The sequence below is a fragment of the Sorangium sp. So ce426 genome (genome assembly GCF_051475585.1).
GTDB lineage: Bacteria > Myxococcota_A > Polyangia > Polyangiales > Polyangiaceae > Sorangium > Sorangium cellulosum_B.
Genome location: NZ_CP150341.1, coordinates 12,639,840 through 12,653,791, shown reverse-complemented (window position 1 = coordinate 12,653,791; position 13,952 = coordinate 12,639,840). Strand labels below are relative to the sequence as shown.

Genomic DNA, 13,952 nt, shown 5'->3' with positions numbered 1-13,952 from the left:
TTCGACACGGGCAAGCACCGTTGTTCTCAACCCCGCTCGCCCGACGCGTCACCTTTCCACTGAAAGACGTGCTCGAGCGGCACGCCGAAGGCCGCCGCGATGCGGAAGGCGACCTCGAGGGAGGGCGAGTAGCGGCCCTGCTCGACGGCGACGATGGTTTGACGGGTGACGCCGACCTTCTCGGCCAGCTCCGCCTGGGTCATCTCGCCCGCCTGAAACCTCAGCGTGCGGATGACGTTCGTGATCCGAGGTTGCCCCTTGCCCACGCCGCGCTCCATTCCTTGAACGTCACCTCGCCCTCCGAGCCAGCGCGTCCTTCCCCATCCGCAGGCGGCGAGCTCCGCCTTCCACACATCCGGCCGCAGATGGCCGGACGTCTGCGCCGCTTCACGCGCGCGGCCCCGGCTCTGTTTCCTCGCGGTTTCGCCCCGCTCGCGCCCCGGCGCCCGCTCCGCGGCCGCGCTGGTTCGAGGTGTCCGCGATCCCTGGAGGGATCGCGGAAACCTCGAACCAGGTAACTGACCGGCGAACCAATGTCAACTATTTCAATCATAGAGTCTTAATTAATGGACACCGAGTCCGGTTTTTATGACATCTGGGTGCTCGCCGTACCTTCCGTCAGCGAGGGCACCAGCGTAGGCTCTCTGGCGATGCTCACTCCCACGGTGGTCGTGTTCGACCTGGACGGTACGTTGATCGACAGTCGGGGCGACATCGTGGCGGCGGTGAACCATGCGCTCGTGGCGACGGGCCGTGCTCCGCTGCCCGGGCAGGTGATCGTCCGGTACGTGGGCGACGGCGCGCGCGCGCTGTGTGCGCGCGCCGCCAGGCTCCCCGAGACATCCGAGAGCGTCGAGGACGTCCTCCGCCACTTCCTCGACTACTACGCGCGGCACCCGCTCGACTTCACCCGCTGGATGCCCGGCGCGCAGGAGATGCTCGAGAGGCTCTCGGACCTCGGCGATCTCGCGCTCTGCGTCTGCACGAACAAGCCGCGCTCGACCACCGACGCGGTGCTCGCCGCGCTCGGGGTCGGCGCGCGCTTCCGCGCGGTGGTCGCGGGCGGCGACGTCGCCGCCAAGAAGCCGGACGCGGCGCCGCTGCTCCACCTCGCGGCGCGCCTCGGCGTCCAGCCGCACAAGATGGTGATGGTCGGCGACGGCCCCCAGGACATCGAGTGCGCTCGCCGCGCGGGCGCGCGATCGATCGCCGTCCTCGGCGGCTTCGCATCGCAAGACGAGCTCCTCGACGCCCGCCCCGACGTGCTCCTCCGTACCCTGGGAGAGCTCTGGGACGTCCTCCGCCGCTGGCGCGACGCGACGGTCAGGCTCTCCACCGTTCGTTAGCTGCACACCCCCGGGTGGTGCGCGTCGGATTTGCGCGCGCGGCCAGCCTCCCTCCCCGCACGCGCGGGACGTCGCCGCCCGCGCGCCCCTCAGGCCGCGACGCCCTCGGCGATCTCGCGCCCGAACGCCGTCGCGTTGAGGATCGCGCGCAGGCGCACGCGCGCCCGGTGGAGCCGCGAGCGGACAGCGCTCTCGCTCACGGCGAGCTTCTGCGCGATCTCCTGGAGGCCGAGGTCCTCGTGGTAGTGCGCGAGCACCACGTCGCGGTAGTCGTCCGGCAGCTCGCAGAGCGCCTCTCGGACGTACGCTTCCCGCTCCGCCGCGGACGCGGCGTCGTCCTCGCCGATCGTGCTGCGCATCGTCGGCAAGAGGCCGAGCTCCTCGAAGTCGAGCCCCTCGACGATGCGCGCGCGCTGCCGCCGCTGCGACCGCATCAGCATGAGCGCCTCGTTCGCCGTCACGCGGAAGAGCCACGTCGTGAAGCTCGAGTCGCCGCGGAACGAGCGGATCGTCCGCACCACCTGCAGCAGCGTCGACTGCACGAGGTCGAGCCGATCCTCGTCGGACACGGGGTAGCGCGCGAGCTGCCGCTCCACGTGCGGGCGGATGAGCCGCGTGAGCTCGTCGAGCGACTCCCGATCGCCGTCCTTCGCCCGGCAGATGACCTCGGCCAACGGGCCCGCGCTCGGGGCGCGGGGCGAAGGGCGCGACCCGACCACGCCGGGCGGGGTGAGACCGCAGGGCGCCAGAGGAGTCTCAGGCCTCGTGCTGGCGCTCGGTACATCGGTCGGAACGGCGGTCAGAGCCATGAGCCATCTCTCCGTCGAGGGCGCCGCGTGCGCTTCCGGCCCACGGGCCCGGTGGTGCGCACCGACCAGCAAAGGCCTTGCCACGGCAAGCTCAACGGACGTGCGCGCCGCGTGCGCACCGCGTGCTCAGCCGGTATAAGCGGGGCCACGATGTCCAGCGACGCTCCGCGATGGGAAGCCCCCCGAGGGGGAAACAGCCACGTTCCGACGCCCGAGGTGGACCGGCCAGCGCCGTCCGCCTCCACCCCGCCGCGTGCGCTGGCCCACCCGCTGCCCGCCGGGATGCGCGATCTCCTCCCCGAGGAGGCGCGGCGCCGGCGCGCGCTCGCCAGGCGCGTGCTCGATCACTTCGTGCTCTGCGGCTACCAGCCGGTCTCGCTGCCCGCGTTCGAGTTCGCCGAGGTGCTCGAGCGCGGGCTCGGCACGCTCGACGCCGCGGACGTGCTGCGCTTCATCGAGCCCGAGTCGGGCGAGGTGGCGGCGCTCCGCCCGGACATGACCCCGCAGATCGCGCGGCTCGTGGCCACGCGGCTCGCGGACGCGCCCCGCCCCATCCGCCTCTGCTACGAGGGCACGGTCCTGCGCCGCCGCCAGGGGCGGGCGCGGCGCCACCGGCAGATCCCGCAGGCCGGCGTCGAGCTCTACGGCGTCGGCACGCTCGCCGGTGAGCTCGAGATCCTCCGCCTCGCCGCCTCCGCGGTGCGGGAGGCCGGCCTGGAGCACTTCGTCGTGGACCTCGGCCACGCGATGATCGCGCGCGCGCTGCTCGACGCCGTCCCGGCGGGGCTCGCGGCCGAGCTCTCGGAGGTGCTCGAGCTGAAGGACGCCTCCCGCCTCGCCGCCGTGCTCGCGAGCCCGAAGGCCGCCGACGTCCCGCGCCGCATCGTCGCGGCCATCGCCGCGCTGCCGGATCTCGCGGGCGGCGGCGCGGCCGACCCGGACGGCGCCGCTGTCTTCGACCGCGCCACGCGCCTGCTCACCGGCACGCCCGCCGAGGCGCCGCTCGCCGAGCTCCGCGCGCTGTGGGACGCGGCGAGGGCGAGCCCCGAGCTCGGCCCGGCGCTCCGGGTCGACCTCGGCGAGCTCCGCGGTCTGGCGTACTATACGGGTGTAATTTTCCACGTACTGGCCGATGGCCCCGGGGAGGCGATCGCGGCGGGCGGGCGCTACGACATGCTGCTCTCCCGCTTCGGCCTGCCGATGCCGGCCGTCGGCTTCGGGCTGAACCTCGACGCGATGGCCTGGGCGCGCGACGTCGCGGGCGCGGCGGACGAGCCGGCGCTGCGGGTGCTCGTCGCAGCGCGGCCGGAGCGCGCCGCGTCGCTCGCGGCGGCGCTGCGGGGGCTGGGAGTCCCGGCCGTGGCGCACGCGCCGGACCAGGATCCTGAAGGGTACGCGCTGTCCTGGCGGTTCTCTCACCTGGTGCGGGAGCGCGACGGGGCGCTTGTGGTCGAGGCGACATCCGGCGGCGGCGAGGCCGCGACGAGCGCGAGCGCGGTTCCGGCGGCCCTCGACGACGCCGCGGCGGCCCAGGCGATCGTGCTGAAGACGGGGGCAGGACGTCCGGGCGGCAAGTAGACGCTCGCTCGGCAAGCGAGCCTGGGGTAAAGGCGAACCTGGACCCGGACGGAGCCGCTCGGAGTGACGAGCGGGCCGAGGCCGGGCCACGTGATCCAAGAGGAGCTTCGGAATGACCGCGATCGTGATCGTCGGCGCACAGTGGGGCGACGAGGGCAAGGGCAAGGTCGTCGACCTTTATACGGAGAGCGCCGACCTCGTGGTGCGCTACGCCGGCGGGCCCAACGCCGGCCACACGCTGGTGGTGGGCGGGGAGAAGCTCATCGTTCGGCTCATCCCGAGCGGCATCCTCCGCTCGAACGCCCGCTGCGTGATGGCGCAGGGCATGGTGGTCGATCCCGGGGTGCTCGTCTCCGAGATCGACGCGGTGGAGGCGCGGGGCTGCTCGACGCAGGGGCGGCTGTTCGTGTCCGATCGCGCGCACCTGATCTTGCCGTTCCACCCGCTCGTCGACTCGCTCCGCGAGGCGGCGGCGGCGGACGGCGTGCGGCTCGGGACGACCAAGCGCGGCATCGGCCCCTGCTACGAGGACAAGGCGTCGCGGCGCGGGGCGCGGCTCGGCGATCTGCGCGACATGAAGCGGCTCGCGCAGCTCGTGTCGCGCTCGCTCGAGGCGTGGACGCCGACGCTGCGCGCCCTGGGCGGCGAGCCGCCGTCGCTCGACGCGATCCTCGACGAGCTCACGCCGCTGGCGAAGCGCATCACGCCGCTGCTCGCCGACACGTCGCAGCTCATCGACGGCGCGCTCCGCCGCGGCGAGCGCGTGCTCCTCGAGGGGGCGCAGGGGACGCTGCTCGACATCGACCATGGCACGTTCCCGTTCGTGACGTCGTCGTCGGCGATCGCGGGGGGCGCGTGCGTCGGCGCCGGGGTCGGCCCGACGCGCATCCGCCGCGTGCTCGGCCTGGCGAAGGCGTACTGCACGCGCGTGGGCGAGGGGCCGTTCCCGACCGAGCTCGACGGCCCGCTCGGCGAGCGGCTCAGGTCGGTCGGCGGCGAGTACGGCTCGGTGACGGGCCGGCCGCGCCGGACCGGGTGGCTGGACCTGCCGGCGCTGCGCTACGCGGCGCGGGTGAACGGCCTCGACGGGATCGCGCTCACCAAGCTCGACGTGCTGACCGGCATGCCGGAGCTCAAGGTCTGCGTCGCCTACGACACGCCGTCGGGGCGCACGCGCGAGTTCCCGATCGACGACATCGCGACGGCCAAGCCGGTGCTCGAGACGGTGGCCGAGTGGAGCGAGCCGATCGACAGCGCGCGGTCGATGACCGAGCTGCCGGCGGCGGCGCGGCACTACGTCGAGATGGTCGAGAAGGAGACCGGCGTGCCGGTCGACGTCGTCTCGGTCGGCGCGGACCGCGAGGCGACCATCGTCCGGCGCAACGCGTTCGCCTGAGGGGGCGGGACCAGGGGCGCGCCGCTGCGCGGGCGCCCCGCCGGGGAGTCGGTCGCTACCGGCGGCGCGGGCGGGTGTAGGCGCCCGCGGACACGCGGCTGGCGCTCGTCCGTCGATGACGGCGTAACGCAGTCACAGCCCGCGGTAGATCATTCCGGATCGGAGGGGGTGGAGGAGGGGGCCACGCTCGACAAGCAGGGCTCCTGCTTGACCCAATTCAGGATCAAGCTTCGGGCGATGGCCCGTCCATTGGCCAGGTGATAGGCGACCCATGCAACTCGGCCGTCGGCAGTTCTCTCCTTGGGATCTAGCCAGCTCGTAAAGGCACCAGATACGGACCCCGCGGACTCCTCCAGCTCGCGCTTGATCGACGCTGGATCAACTTGGACCCGAACGAACAACGATTCGAGGTATTCGGCCAAGGCGACGCACGGATGATTCCCGATGGCCCGCAGTCGCTCGACAACCTCGGCGTCGCTCAGCGAGAGGATCCAGACCTCCTCTGGACCATACCCACTGGAAAATTCAGCAAGAATCTCGTCGATCGACTTGTCCATCTCTCGTTCGCACCGCTCATTGCACCAGGCATTGACCAAAGCAAATGCCACTGGTGACCGGACCAAGATGCGCGCGTCGCACACCTCCGTGCAACATTCGGCGAGTACGGCTCGGTGACGGGCCGGCCGCGGCGGACCGGGTGGCTGGACCTGCCGGCGCTGCGCTGCGCGGCGCGGGTGAACGGCCTCGACTTGATCGCGCTCACCGAGCTCGACGTGCTGACCGGCATGCCGAGCTCGAGGTCTGCGTCGCCTACGTGCGGCGCAACGCGTTCGCGTGAGCGGCGGGACCTCGGCTCACCGCAGCGGGCGATGAGCCGCCGTCTCGTCCAGCGGGACGGTTGTCCAGACGTGCAGCTTGAAGATTACTGGCCGGAGCCGCCGCTCTTGCTACCGCCGCCGGGCGCGCCGCCCCGCTGGCCGCTGCCGCCGCCCGGCGCGGTGGTCCCGCCCGGCGTGCCGGTTCCGCCGCCCGGCGCGTAAGCCCCTCCCCCCGGCGTGCCGCCGGTGCCGCTGCCCGGCGTGCCGCCCGTGCCCGGCGCGCCGCCGGTGCTCGGCGTGCCGCCCGTCGTGCCGCCCGTGCCCGGCGCGCCGCTCGGCGTGCCGCCGCTCGTGCCGCCCGTGCCCGGTCTGCGGTGGGTGCCGCTGCCCCACTCCTGCGTGCCTCCCTGGGTGCCCTGCCCGCCCTGGGCGCCCGGCTCTCCCATCTCTCCAGGCACCGTATCCGCGCCGGGCGTTCCGCTCTCGGGCGCTCCTGGGGTTCCAGGCGCGCCGGGGGTCTCTCCACCCGCCGGCGCGGGCGCCGGCGAGGCCGCCTCTCCGCCTTGATTGCCCCCACAGGCCATGAGCGGCAACGCGGTCAGGACTACCAGAAACATGCTTCGCATGATGTGTCTCCCAGGTCGTTTGCGTTCGCGGCTCGTGCCGAGCCGCCGGCGATGCGGACGCGCCCGTGCGCGCGAAGGCCGCCTCCGGAGCCTGGCGGCGTAGCGTCCCGCGCTCGACATGCTGGGGCCGGATCCGGCCCTCGGGATCGAGACGACGCCGGAACGGTGCATCGGGCCGCGCCCGATCGAGAGCCGTTAACCCCTCGGGACACGAACAACGCCTGACGCCGGCCGGCGCGCGCTCGACGACAGGCGCTCAGCCGGCCACGGAGCGAGCGAATCGATCCACACGCGCCACACGCGCCACACGCGCCACACGCGCCACACGTCACCGCGCCCGGGCCGCGCTGGCCCAGCTCCGGCGGCAGGGCGGCGGCGTGCTCATCAGACGCCGCGCGGGAAGGGGCGCCTCCTGCGCGCCGCGGTCCTCGGGCTCGCGGCCCTCGCGCCCGCCGCGCCAGGCCTCTTGTGGCTCCGCCCAAGGCTGCTCGCGTAGACGCGCGGCGGTGACGGCGCGCTCCATTGAAGGCGTCTGGACATAACGTCGGGACAAGCGCGCTTTACAGCCCGGGCCGAACAGCCCACCCGCTGTGCGCCGCTCGACAGATCGATGCCGCTGGAAGAAGGTCGGGCGAAGTCAGCAGGGAGAAGTTCGCTTTTCCTCCATGGGATCGACTATTCTGTCCATTCCTATGGCCGAGGACAGCTACGTGTTTGCGGGTTCGGAGCGTGCGCGAGAGCTGGAGCGCCTGCGGCGGATCGAGGGCTTCTTCGACCCCGGCAGCCGGCGCCTTCTCAAGGCGTCCGGGATGGGGCCCGGCTGGAGCTGCCTCGAGGTAGGAGCCGGCGCCGGGTCGATCGCCTGCTGGATGGCAGAGCGCGTGGGCCTCGAGGGCGAGGTGGTCGCGGTCGACCTCGATGTCGGGTTCATGGACGCTTCTCCGCCGCCGGGCGTCCGGATCATCGAGGGCGACATCCGCCAGCTCAATTTCCACGCGGCGCGCTTCGATCTGGTCCACGCCCGCTACGTGCTCGTCCACAACGCGGATTTCCAGGATCTCCTCGACGCCATGCTCGCAGCGCTCAAGCCGGGCGGCCACCTGGTGCTCGAGGAGCCGGACTTCACCGCGGCGAGGGGCGCCTCCGGTCCGGATATCGAGGCCTTCGATCGGGTCAATCGGTCGATCCTCGCGATGTTCGAGGCCGACGGCAAGGACCCCGGCCTCGGCCTGCGCCTCCCCGCGATCCTGACGTCGCGAGGGCTCGCCATCGAGGCCGTCGAGAACGAGGTGCCGCTGTGCCCTGGCGGTCACCCGCTGTCCGAGATCATGAGCCTCTCAGCCACCCAGCTCCAGCACAGGTACCTCGCGACAGGGCGGGTCAGCGCGGAAGATCTCGCCGGCTACGCCCGGTTCGCGGCCGATCCGTCGGCCTGGGGTGTCTACTATGGCACCGTCGGCGTCCTGGCCCGCAAACCGGCCAGGATCTCCGACTGACGTCCTTCTCCCGCCCGGGCGGCCAGGTGACGTGCCAGGTGACGGTGCCAGGTGACGTGCCAGGTGACGGCGACCAAGAGCCCGACTCCGGGCCCGTCCTCCAGCAAAGCGGCAAACTCCGTCCTGCGCTCTCCGTCGAGCCAGGACATGGCATCACGCTGATCCTCCGACAGCGCCGCTCCCGGCCCCCGCCCGCCCTCACGCAGGGATTCCAGCGCCTCCGCCCGGGCGGGCGCCCGCGTCCGTTCATCGACGTCGAGAGGTGGCACCTCTGCGCCGGTCCGTCGCGCGGCACGGACGATTCAGCCGATCCTGCGCGCTGGTGAGAATTGCCTATTTGATGTTCTCGCGGCTTGCGTCTCCCAACAACAGTTCAAGATACGTGACGGGGCGGGCCAGGCATCACCGCCGAGCGCTCCAGCGCCGGCCCCGCTTCCGTCAATGACATGGGGGAATTATGAACATTCGAGTCGACTCTCTTCGTTTTGCATGGATGGCAGCCCTCGCGCTCGCGGGGACCAGCGCTTGCTCCGTCGCGGCGGGAGACGGTGTTCTGGTGGCGGCGGACGAGGACAGCTCGGAGGAGGCGGTCGAGTCCACCTCACAGGCCTTCTCGCTCACCATGCCGCAGCTCGCCGCGGTGCTCGCCGCCTTCAACGCGACCGAGCTCAGCGACGCGCAGATGGCCCGCGCCAAGGCGTCGGACGCGCACGTCTTCGAGCTCGCCCAGACGCTGTTCGATCATCACACCGCCGCGAGCGAGCAGCTCGCGCTCGCGCTCACGCAGATGGGCATGGCGCCGGTGGACAACGAGATCAGCCTGGCGCTGATCGAGCAGGGCGCGGCGAGCCAGCAGCAGCTCACGGGGCTCGCGGGGCCCAGCTTCGACTGGACGTTCGTCAATGTTCAGATCTATCGACACCGGGAGTTCCTCGCCCATCTCCAGGAGCAGATGGCCATCGTGGGGCCCGAGCTGCACCCGGGGCTCTCTCACCTCGTCCCGGAGGTCCTGAGCGCCACGAAGCGGAACCTCTCGTTCGCCACGTCGCTCCTCGCGCTCATCGGCAGCCCGTACATTCCGGAGGGCGGCTATCCGCCTGGCGTGCCCTATTTCGGCAACTACGGCACCTACGGCAGCTACATCGACTACGGCAACTACGGTAACTACGGCAATTACGGCAGCTACGGCGGCGGCTTCGCCAACAGCGCGCCTTCCTACGGGCCCGTCTACTTCGGCGCCAACGGGCCCTACTCGCCCGCCGTCTCCCCCTACTACGGGGTTTACGGCCGCGGCGCGCCGTCTGGCTTCGGCGCGCCCGGCCCGTACCCCCGCCCGTGAGCCGAGGGGCGCGGCGCGCTACAGGCGGCGCCGCGCCCGGCCGCGATCCGGGATGACCGCGTGGATCTCCGCCTCGCTGAAGCCAGCCGCCCTGTAGAGACGCTTCAGGTGCACCAGCTCGATGTGCGCGCTCTTCGCCACCGAGGCGCGGATGCGGTCGAGCACGCTCAGCCGCTCCAGCGGCAGCCGGGTCGCCTCGACCGTCGAGCGCACCGCCGCCGCCGCCGACTTCACCTCGGCCGCCGCGGCCTGCGCCTTGTCCAGGCTGAGCTTCGGGTGGATCCCCGAGCCGAGCAGCTGCGCGAGCACCTCCAGCCGATCCGGCTGCCCCGTGAGATCGCCGTCCTCGTCGTCGGCGAAGTAGGCCACGCCGCCCGGGAACAGGATCGACAGCGCAGGATCCGCGGAGGGGCGGCCCACGGCGTTCCAGACGTCGTCGGCGACCTTGCCGAGCGCGTCGTCGGCGCGCGCGGACTCGGCCTCGACCTTGGCGAGCAGCGGCTCCGCCTCGGAGCGCGCGGCGTTGCGCTGGGCCTCCACCCCGTCGAAGAGCGTCAGCACGGGCACGAGCCGCTGCTCGGCGAGCTCCCGGAGGGGCCCGCCCTTCGCGGAAGCGCTGTGGAGCGTCGCGCGCACGTCACCGATGATGTCGTCCGCTGGCGCATCCTTGCGAATCACCTCGCCCATGATGTCGATCCTCCTCAGGCTCCAAGGCTGCGGAGTCCAGCGAAACACGACCCGCGAACGCCCCCCGTCGACGCTGTCACCTCGGGCACCATAACGGACCAACGCCCACCCGATCAACCGGATCGCAGCCCTGCGCCGCCGGCCCCGGCGTGAGCCTCCAGCGCGCCTCCCTGGTACACTCTCGCCGTGCACCTCGGCCCGCTGCTGCTCACGGCCCTGCTCGTCCTCCCGCTCGCCGCGCACGCCGGACAGGGCGGCGATCTGGTCGCCGCCGCGGCGGCCGCGGGGCGTCCGCCCGAGTGCTCGGCGCGATCCGGCCGGGCCATCGCGCGGGGGCCCACCGTCTGGGAGCGCGCGCGGGCGCCTGAGCTCCCGCGCTACTGCGACCTGCTCGCGCGCGGCCAGGCGCAGCTCGGCGGCGACGCCGAGGCGGCGCGCGCGTCGGCGCGCCTCGCCGACCAGCTCCTCCCGGGGCACGCCGCGCCGCAGGTCCTGCTCGCCCGCGCCGCCCTCGCGCTCGGCTCGCCCGAGGACGCCGCGCGCGCCTTCGAGCGGGCGCGGAGCGTCGATCCCCGCAGCGTCGAGGATCCGCAGACGATGCACGACCTCGCGCGCTCGCTCGCCCGCACCGGCAAGCGCGGCGAGGCGATCGCGATCTACCGCGCGCTCGTCCCGCGGATCGATCTGCTCGGGACCGCGGACCAGCGCGCGCTCGTGCTGCTCGAGGCGGCGCACCTGTCGATGGCCACCGCGGGCGCGGCGTCCGTCGCCGACGCCAGCGCGAGGCCGCCCGCCGGCGCGCACAGAGACGCGCACGGAGAGGCGGCCGCCCGCGGGGACCTCGACGAGGCGATCGCCTACCTGCGCGAGGCGCGCCTGCGCGCGCAGACGCAGCTCGCCCGCGACGTCACGCTGTCGCTCGCGCTCGCGCTGGACCGCTCCGGCGACAAGGCCCAGGCGGACGCCGCGCTCGAAGGCGACGCGACCGCGCTCGAGGCGGCGCGCCCGCGCGGCGAAGGCGCGCGCGGGCGCGCGGACGACCGGAGCGCCGGCGCGGCCGCGCGCGAGCGGACCGCGGACGACCTCGCCAGCGCGTCGGCGCGCCTGCGCACCGTCGAGTACCTCGCGGTCCCGGAGGACAGGCTCGCCCTCGAGGCGCTCGCGCTGGAGCGGGCCATGACGGCGGCCGCGATCGCGCGCTGGGAGGCGTACCTGGCGGGCGCCGGCGGCCAGGGGCCGTGGGCCCCGGCGGCGCGCGCGCGCCTCGACGCCCTCCGGCGAGGCGCCGGCGGCGGAGGCAACCGGCCCGCGCGCGCGGCCGGGCGCGCCCCGCAGGAGCGGAGCGCGGCGCCGCGGCCAGGCGCGGGAGGGGCGCGGTGACGCGGCCATCGCCCCCGCCCCGGCGGTCGCCCCTGCCGTGGCGCTCGCGCCTGCCGGGCGTCGCGGCGCTCCTCGCGTCCGCGCTCGCGGCGGGGCCCCTCCACGCAGCGCCGACCGTCTGGTCCCGCGCGCTCGATCCGGCGGCCGACGAGCGCGAGGAGCTCATCTCCCAGGCGGACGCGCTGCTCGCGCGGTACGACCAGCTCCGGCGCTCGCCGCTCCTGGAGCGGGTCGAGGAGATCGGCCCGCTCTGGCTGCGCGAGGCGCGCGCCCTGTACGAGCGCGCCGGCGCGGCGACGTCGCGCACCCCTTCGGTGCGGCTGCGCTACGCCGACATCCTGGAGCACCTCGGCGACGTGCAGGGCGCCGTCGCGACGCTCGAGGGGCTCCTCCGGCTCCAGCCTCCGGCGCCTTTCCGGGCCGACGCCTGGCACGCGCTGGCGGTCTGCTACGCGCGGCTCGGCAGGTACACGGACGAGATCGAGGCGTACGACGAGGCGCTGGTGCTCGAGCCGCACGCGGCCTCGCGGGCGCTGCTGCTGGCCAACCAGGCCGAGGCCTACATGGCGCTCGGCGACATCACGTCGGCGGTCGAGGGCTACCGCGCCTCGCTCTCGACCCTCGGGTCGCTCGATATGGTCCGTTACGGCGTGACCACGCTCTGGGGGCTCGCCGTGGCGCTCGACCGGTCCGGCGACCTGGAGGGGGGCATCGAGAACATCCGGCTCGCGAGGACCTACGACCGGGCCGACCAGCAGATCAACGGCGCGGGCTGGTTCTACGTGCCCGCCCACGACGAGGCCTGGTACGCGGCGCTCGGCCACTGGGCCGCGGCGCGGAGCGCAGAGCTCGGCGCCGCGCGCGCGGAGGCCTACCTGCAGGCCGTGGCCGCGTGGGACTCCTACATCGCCCGGGCGCCGGGCAACGATCCCTGGCTGCCGCTGGCGAAGGCGCGGCGGGCGCAGTGCGAGAGGGAATCGGAGCAGACGTTGAAGACGTTGAAGCGCCTGCGCAAGCTCGCGGCGCCGCAGCGGCGCTGAGCCGAGGCGGCGGGCGCTTCATCGTCTGGACGGCCGCGCGCCGCTCCCGCCCGCTCCGGCGGCGTACGGCGAAGGGCGGCGGCGCGTGCGCGTGGTTACCGATGGCGCTCTGGTCGTACAGCGTACAGCGGGCGATGGCGAGAGCCCCCTTTACGACCCCGGCCGGCGGGTTCACCTTAACGTGGTCGCCCTCGCGCGCGGGGGCGCGCCGGCCAGCTCACCCCGAACGGAGGATCCATCGAGATGCGTGACTCGGTGTTCGATGAGGTTGTGCTCTGGTCCGGACGTCCCAAGGTCGTCGCGACGCCGATGCTCTACCTCGTGGGCGCGGCGGTCTGCGGCGTGACCTCCGCGATCAGCACCGCGTCCGCCGTCGTCGTGAGCAAGGCGCTCGACGCGTCGCCGAACCAGCTGCTCGCCTTCGCGGCCTGGATGGCGAGCCTCGCGGTGGCGTTCAGCTACCTGCCGCGCTGGTGGCGCTCGGAGCTGGAGTACATGCTCACCGATCGGCACATCGTCGTGCAGCGCGGGAAGCTCCGGCGCTCCATCGAGCGGCGGTCGATCAGCTACGCGCGCATCCACTGGAACCCGAAGCACCCCGGCGTCGGCGACCTCGAGCTCGTCAGGGCGGTGCCGACCGGGGCCCTCCGGCGGCGGCTGTCGATCGTGCTGACCGGTGTCGTGGCCCCGGATCGCGTCTGGGCGATCCTCCGGGGCGTGGTCCCGTCGGCGCCCGCGGGCGACGGTCACCGCCTGCTCTCGCAGCGCCTCGACGAGGGCGAGCGGGTGCTCTGGTCGGCGCACCCGGCCGACGGCTGGCACAAGTGGCTCCCGAACGGCCTGCGCGGCGTCGGCTCGGTGCTGCTCGGCGTGCTCCTCGGCGGCTTCGCGGTGGTCACGGCGGTGCACGCCGTGCGCAGCATCCGCATCGTGACCGCGGCGGGCATGGATCCGGAGAGCGTCTCCTTCGTGGCGCTCGTCGCGTCCCTGTCGCTCACGATCGTGCTGCTCGTCGCCGCGGGCGCGGCGATGCTCTACATGTCGGTGGTGCGCCCGGCGCGGCTCGCGGCGCGGACGCGGTACCTCATCACCGATCGGCGCGTGCTCATCCAGCGGGGCGACGAGGAGCTGCACCTCGATCGCTCGCGCATCGTCGACGTGATCGACGCGCCGGGCGCCGGGGGCCTCCGGGACGTGTTCCTCGTGCTCGACGGCCCGCGCGCCCGCGCCGTCGCCGCGAGCGGCGCCTTCGGCGAGGCCCCGGGCGCCGGGCTCCAGCCGGTGCTGCACCGGGTCACGGACGTGGACTCGGTGCGGCAGATCCTGCGGCCGGCGTAGTCCGCTGCGCGGTGCCGTTCAGGCTGGATCTCGAGCGCTGCCTCACACGCGAGCCCCGATCCTGCGCCTCCGAGCTGAGCAGTGTACCCCGCGCACGCT

General features: G+C 73.4%; 13 protein-coding genes and 1 pseudogene. 9 read left to right on the top strand and 5 right to left on the bottom strand.

The features are described from left to right. Positions 1–26: 26 nt before the first annotated feature. Positions 27–278 carry a helix-turn-helix transcriptional regulator gene (locus WMF44_RS47550; RefSeq protein WP_437296665.1) on the bottom strand — a complete coding sequence of 84 codons (252 nt, stop codon included), beginning with the start codon at positions 276–278 and terminating at the stop codon, positions 27–29. A gap of 372 nt (positions 279–650) precedes the next feature. Between WMF44_RS47550 and WMF44_RS47545 the strand changes: the two genes are divergently transcribed. Continuing rightward, on the top strand, positions 651–1,346 hold the full coding sequence (locus WMF44_RS47545) for an HAD family hydrolase (protein ID WP_437296664.1): 696 nt from the start codon (positions 651–653) through the stop codon (positions 1,344–1,346). 89 nt (positions 1,347–1,435) lie between these two features. Here the strand turns inward: WMF44_RS47545 and WMF44_RS47540 are convergent, their stop codons facing one another. Further along, positions 1,436–2,020, bottom strand: coding sequence for an RNA polymerase sigma factor (locus WMF44_RS47540; protein WP_231864596.1), 585 nt, complete (start codon positions 2,018–2,020; stop codon positions 1,436–1,438). 285 nt (positions 2,021–2,305) lie between these two features. Between WMF44_RS47540 and WMF44_RS47535 the strand changes: the two genes are divergently transcribed. Both WMF44_RS47535 and WMF44_RS47530 read left to right on the top strand, forming a co-directional pair. Further along, positions 2,306–3,733, top strand: a complete 1,428-nt coding sequence (locus WMF44_RS47535) for an ATP phosphoribosyltransferase regulatory subunit (protein ID WP_437296663.1) — start codon at positions 2,306–2,308, stop codon at positions 3,731–3,733. A gap of 112 nt (positions 3,734–3,845) precedes the next feature. Further along, on the top strand, positions 3,846–5,129 hold the full coding sequence (locus WMF44_RS47530) for an adenylosuccinate synthase (RefSeq protein ID WP_437296662.1): 1,284 nt from the start codon (positions 3,846–3,848) through the stop codon (positions 5,127–5,129). A 149-nt stretch (positions 5,130–5,278) separates the two neighbouring features. Here the strand turns inward: WMF44_RS47530 and WMF44_RS47525 are convergent, their stop codons facing one another. Next, on the bottom strand, positions 5,279–5,686 hold the full coding sequence (locus WMF44_RS47525; RefSeq protein ID WP_437296661.1) for a hypothetical protein: 408 nt from the start codon (positions 5,684–5,686) through the stop codon (positions 5,279–5,281). An 84-nt stretch (positions 5,687–5,770) separates the two neighbouring features. On the opposite strand from WMF44_RS47525, the pseudogene WMF44_RS47520 reads away from it, so the two are divergent. Continuing rightward, positions 5,771–5,943: pseudogene (locus WMF44_RS47520) on the top strand (adenylosuccinate synthetase); the annotation flags it as partial. A gap of 108 nt (positions 5,944–6,051) precedes the next feature. Here the strand turns inward: WMF44_RS47520 and WMF44_RS47515 are convergent. Then, a complete protein-coding gene (locus WMF44_RS47515; protein WP_437296660.1) occupies positions 6,052–6,573 on the bottom strand; it encodes a hypothetical protein in 522 nt (173 codons plus the stop codon). Positions 6,574–7,238: 665 nt separating this feature from the next. Here WMF44_RS47515 and WMF44_RS47510 point away from each other — a divergent pair. Both WMF44_RS47510 and WMF44_RS47505 read left to right on the top strand, forming a co-directional pair. Further along, a complete protein-coding gene (locus WMF44_RS47510; RefSeq protein ID WP_437296659.1) occupies positions 7,239–8,069 on the top strand; it encodes a class I SAM-dependent methyltransferase in 831 nt (276 codons plus the stop codon). 493 nt (positions 8,070–8,562) lie between these two features. Then, positions 8,563–9,408, top strand: a complete 846-nt coding sequence (locus tag WMF44_RS47505) for a DUF4142 domain-containing protein (RefSeq protein WP_437296658.1) — start codon at positions 8,563–8,565, stop codon at positions 9,406–9,408. Between the two features lie 18 nt (positions 9,409–9,426). On the opposite strand, the gene WMF44_RS47500 is transcribed toward WMF44_RS47505, so the two are convergent. Then, on the bottom strand, positions 9,427–10,095 hold the full coding sequence (locus WMF44_RS47500) for a hypothetical protein (RefSeq protein WP_044967360.1): 669 nt from the start codon (positions 10,093–10,095) through the stop codon (positions 9,427–9,429). 186 nt (positions 10,096–10,281) lie between these two features. Between WMF44_RS47500 and WMF44_RS47495 the strand changes: the two genes are divergently transcribed. The 3 genes from WMF44_RS47495 (at position 10,282) to WMF44_RS47485 (ending at position 13,853) form a co-directional block, all read left to right on the top strand. Beyond that, complete coding sequence (locus WMF44_RS47495) at positions 10,282–11,475, top strand: hypothetical protein (protein WP_437296657.1); 1,194 nt, start codon at positions 10,282–10,284, stop codon at positions 11,473–11,475. After that, entirely contained in the window at positions 11,472–12,515 is a 1,044-nt protein-coding gene (locus tag WMF44_RS47490; RefSeq protein WP_437296656.1) for a tetratricopeptide repeat protein, read from the top strand. The genes WMF44_RS47495 and WMF44_RS47490 overlap by 4 nt, the downstream gene beginning before the upstream one ends. Positions 12,516–12,758: 243 nt before the next feature. Then, the gene (locus WMF44_RS47485) at positions 12,759–13,853 is read left to right on the top strand and encodes a hypothetical protein (protein WP_437296655.1); all 1,095 of its coding nucleotides are present in this window, start codon (positions 12,759–12,761) and stop codon (positions 13,851–13,853) included. The last annotated feature ends 99 nt before the right edge of the window (positions 13,854–13,952 follow it).

What these genes read in the sequence shown, in the direction of transcription:
- WMF44_RS47550 (WP_437296665.1), bottom strand. Translation starts at nt 278, where the DNA reads ATGGAGCGCGGCGTGGGCAAGGGGCAACCTCGGATCACGAACGTCATC.
- WMF44_RS47545 (WP_437296664.1), top strand. Translation starts at nt 651, where the DNA reads ATGCTCACTCCCACGGTGGTCGTGTTCGACCTGGACGGTACGTTGATC.
- WMF44_RS47535 (WP_437296663.1), top strand. Translation starts at nt 2,306, where the DNA reads ATGTCCAGCGACGCTCCGCGATGGGAAGCCCCCCGAGGGGGAAACAGC.
- WMF44_RS47530 (WP_437296662.1), top strand. Translation starts at nt 3,846, where the DNA reads ATGACCGCGATCGTGATCGTCGGCGCACAGTGGGGCGACGAGGGCAAG.
- WMF44_RS47525 (WP_437296661.1), bottom strand. Translation starts at nt 5,686, where the DNA reads ATGGACAAGTCGATCGACGAGATTCTTGCTGAATTTTCCAGTGGGTAT.
- WMF44_RS47515 (WP_437296660.1), bottom strand. Translation starts at nt 6,573, where the DNA reads ATGCGAAGCATGTTTCTGGTAGTCCTGACCGCGTTGCCGCTCATGGCC.
- WMF44_RS47510 (WP_437296659.1), top strand. Translation starts at nt 7,239, where the DNA reads ATGGGATCGACTATTCTGTCCATTCCTATGGCCGAGGACAGCTACGTG.
- WMF44_RS47505 (WP_437296658.1), top strand. Translation starts at nt 8,563, where the DNA reads ATGGCAGCCCTCGCGCTCGCGGGGACCAGCGCTTGCTCCGTCGCGGCG.
- WMF44_RS47500 (WP_044967360.1), bottom strand. Translation starts at nt 10,095, where the DNA reads ATGGGCGAGGTGATTCGCAAGGATGCGCCAGCGGACGACATCATCGGT.
- WMF44_RS47485 (WP_437296655.1), top strand. Translation starts at nt 12,759, where the DNA reads ATGCGTGACTCGGTGTTCGATGAGGTTGTGCTCTGGTCCGGACGTCCC.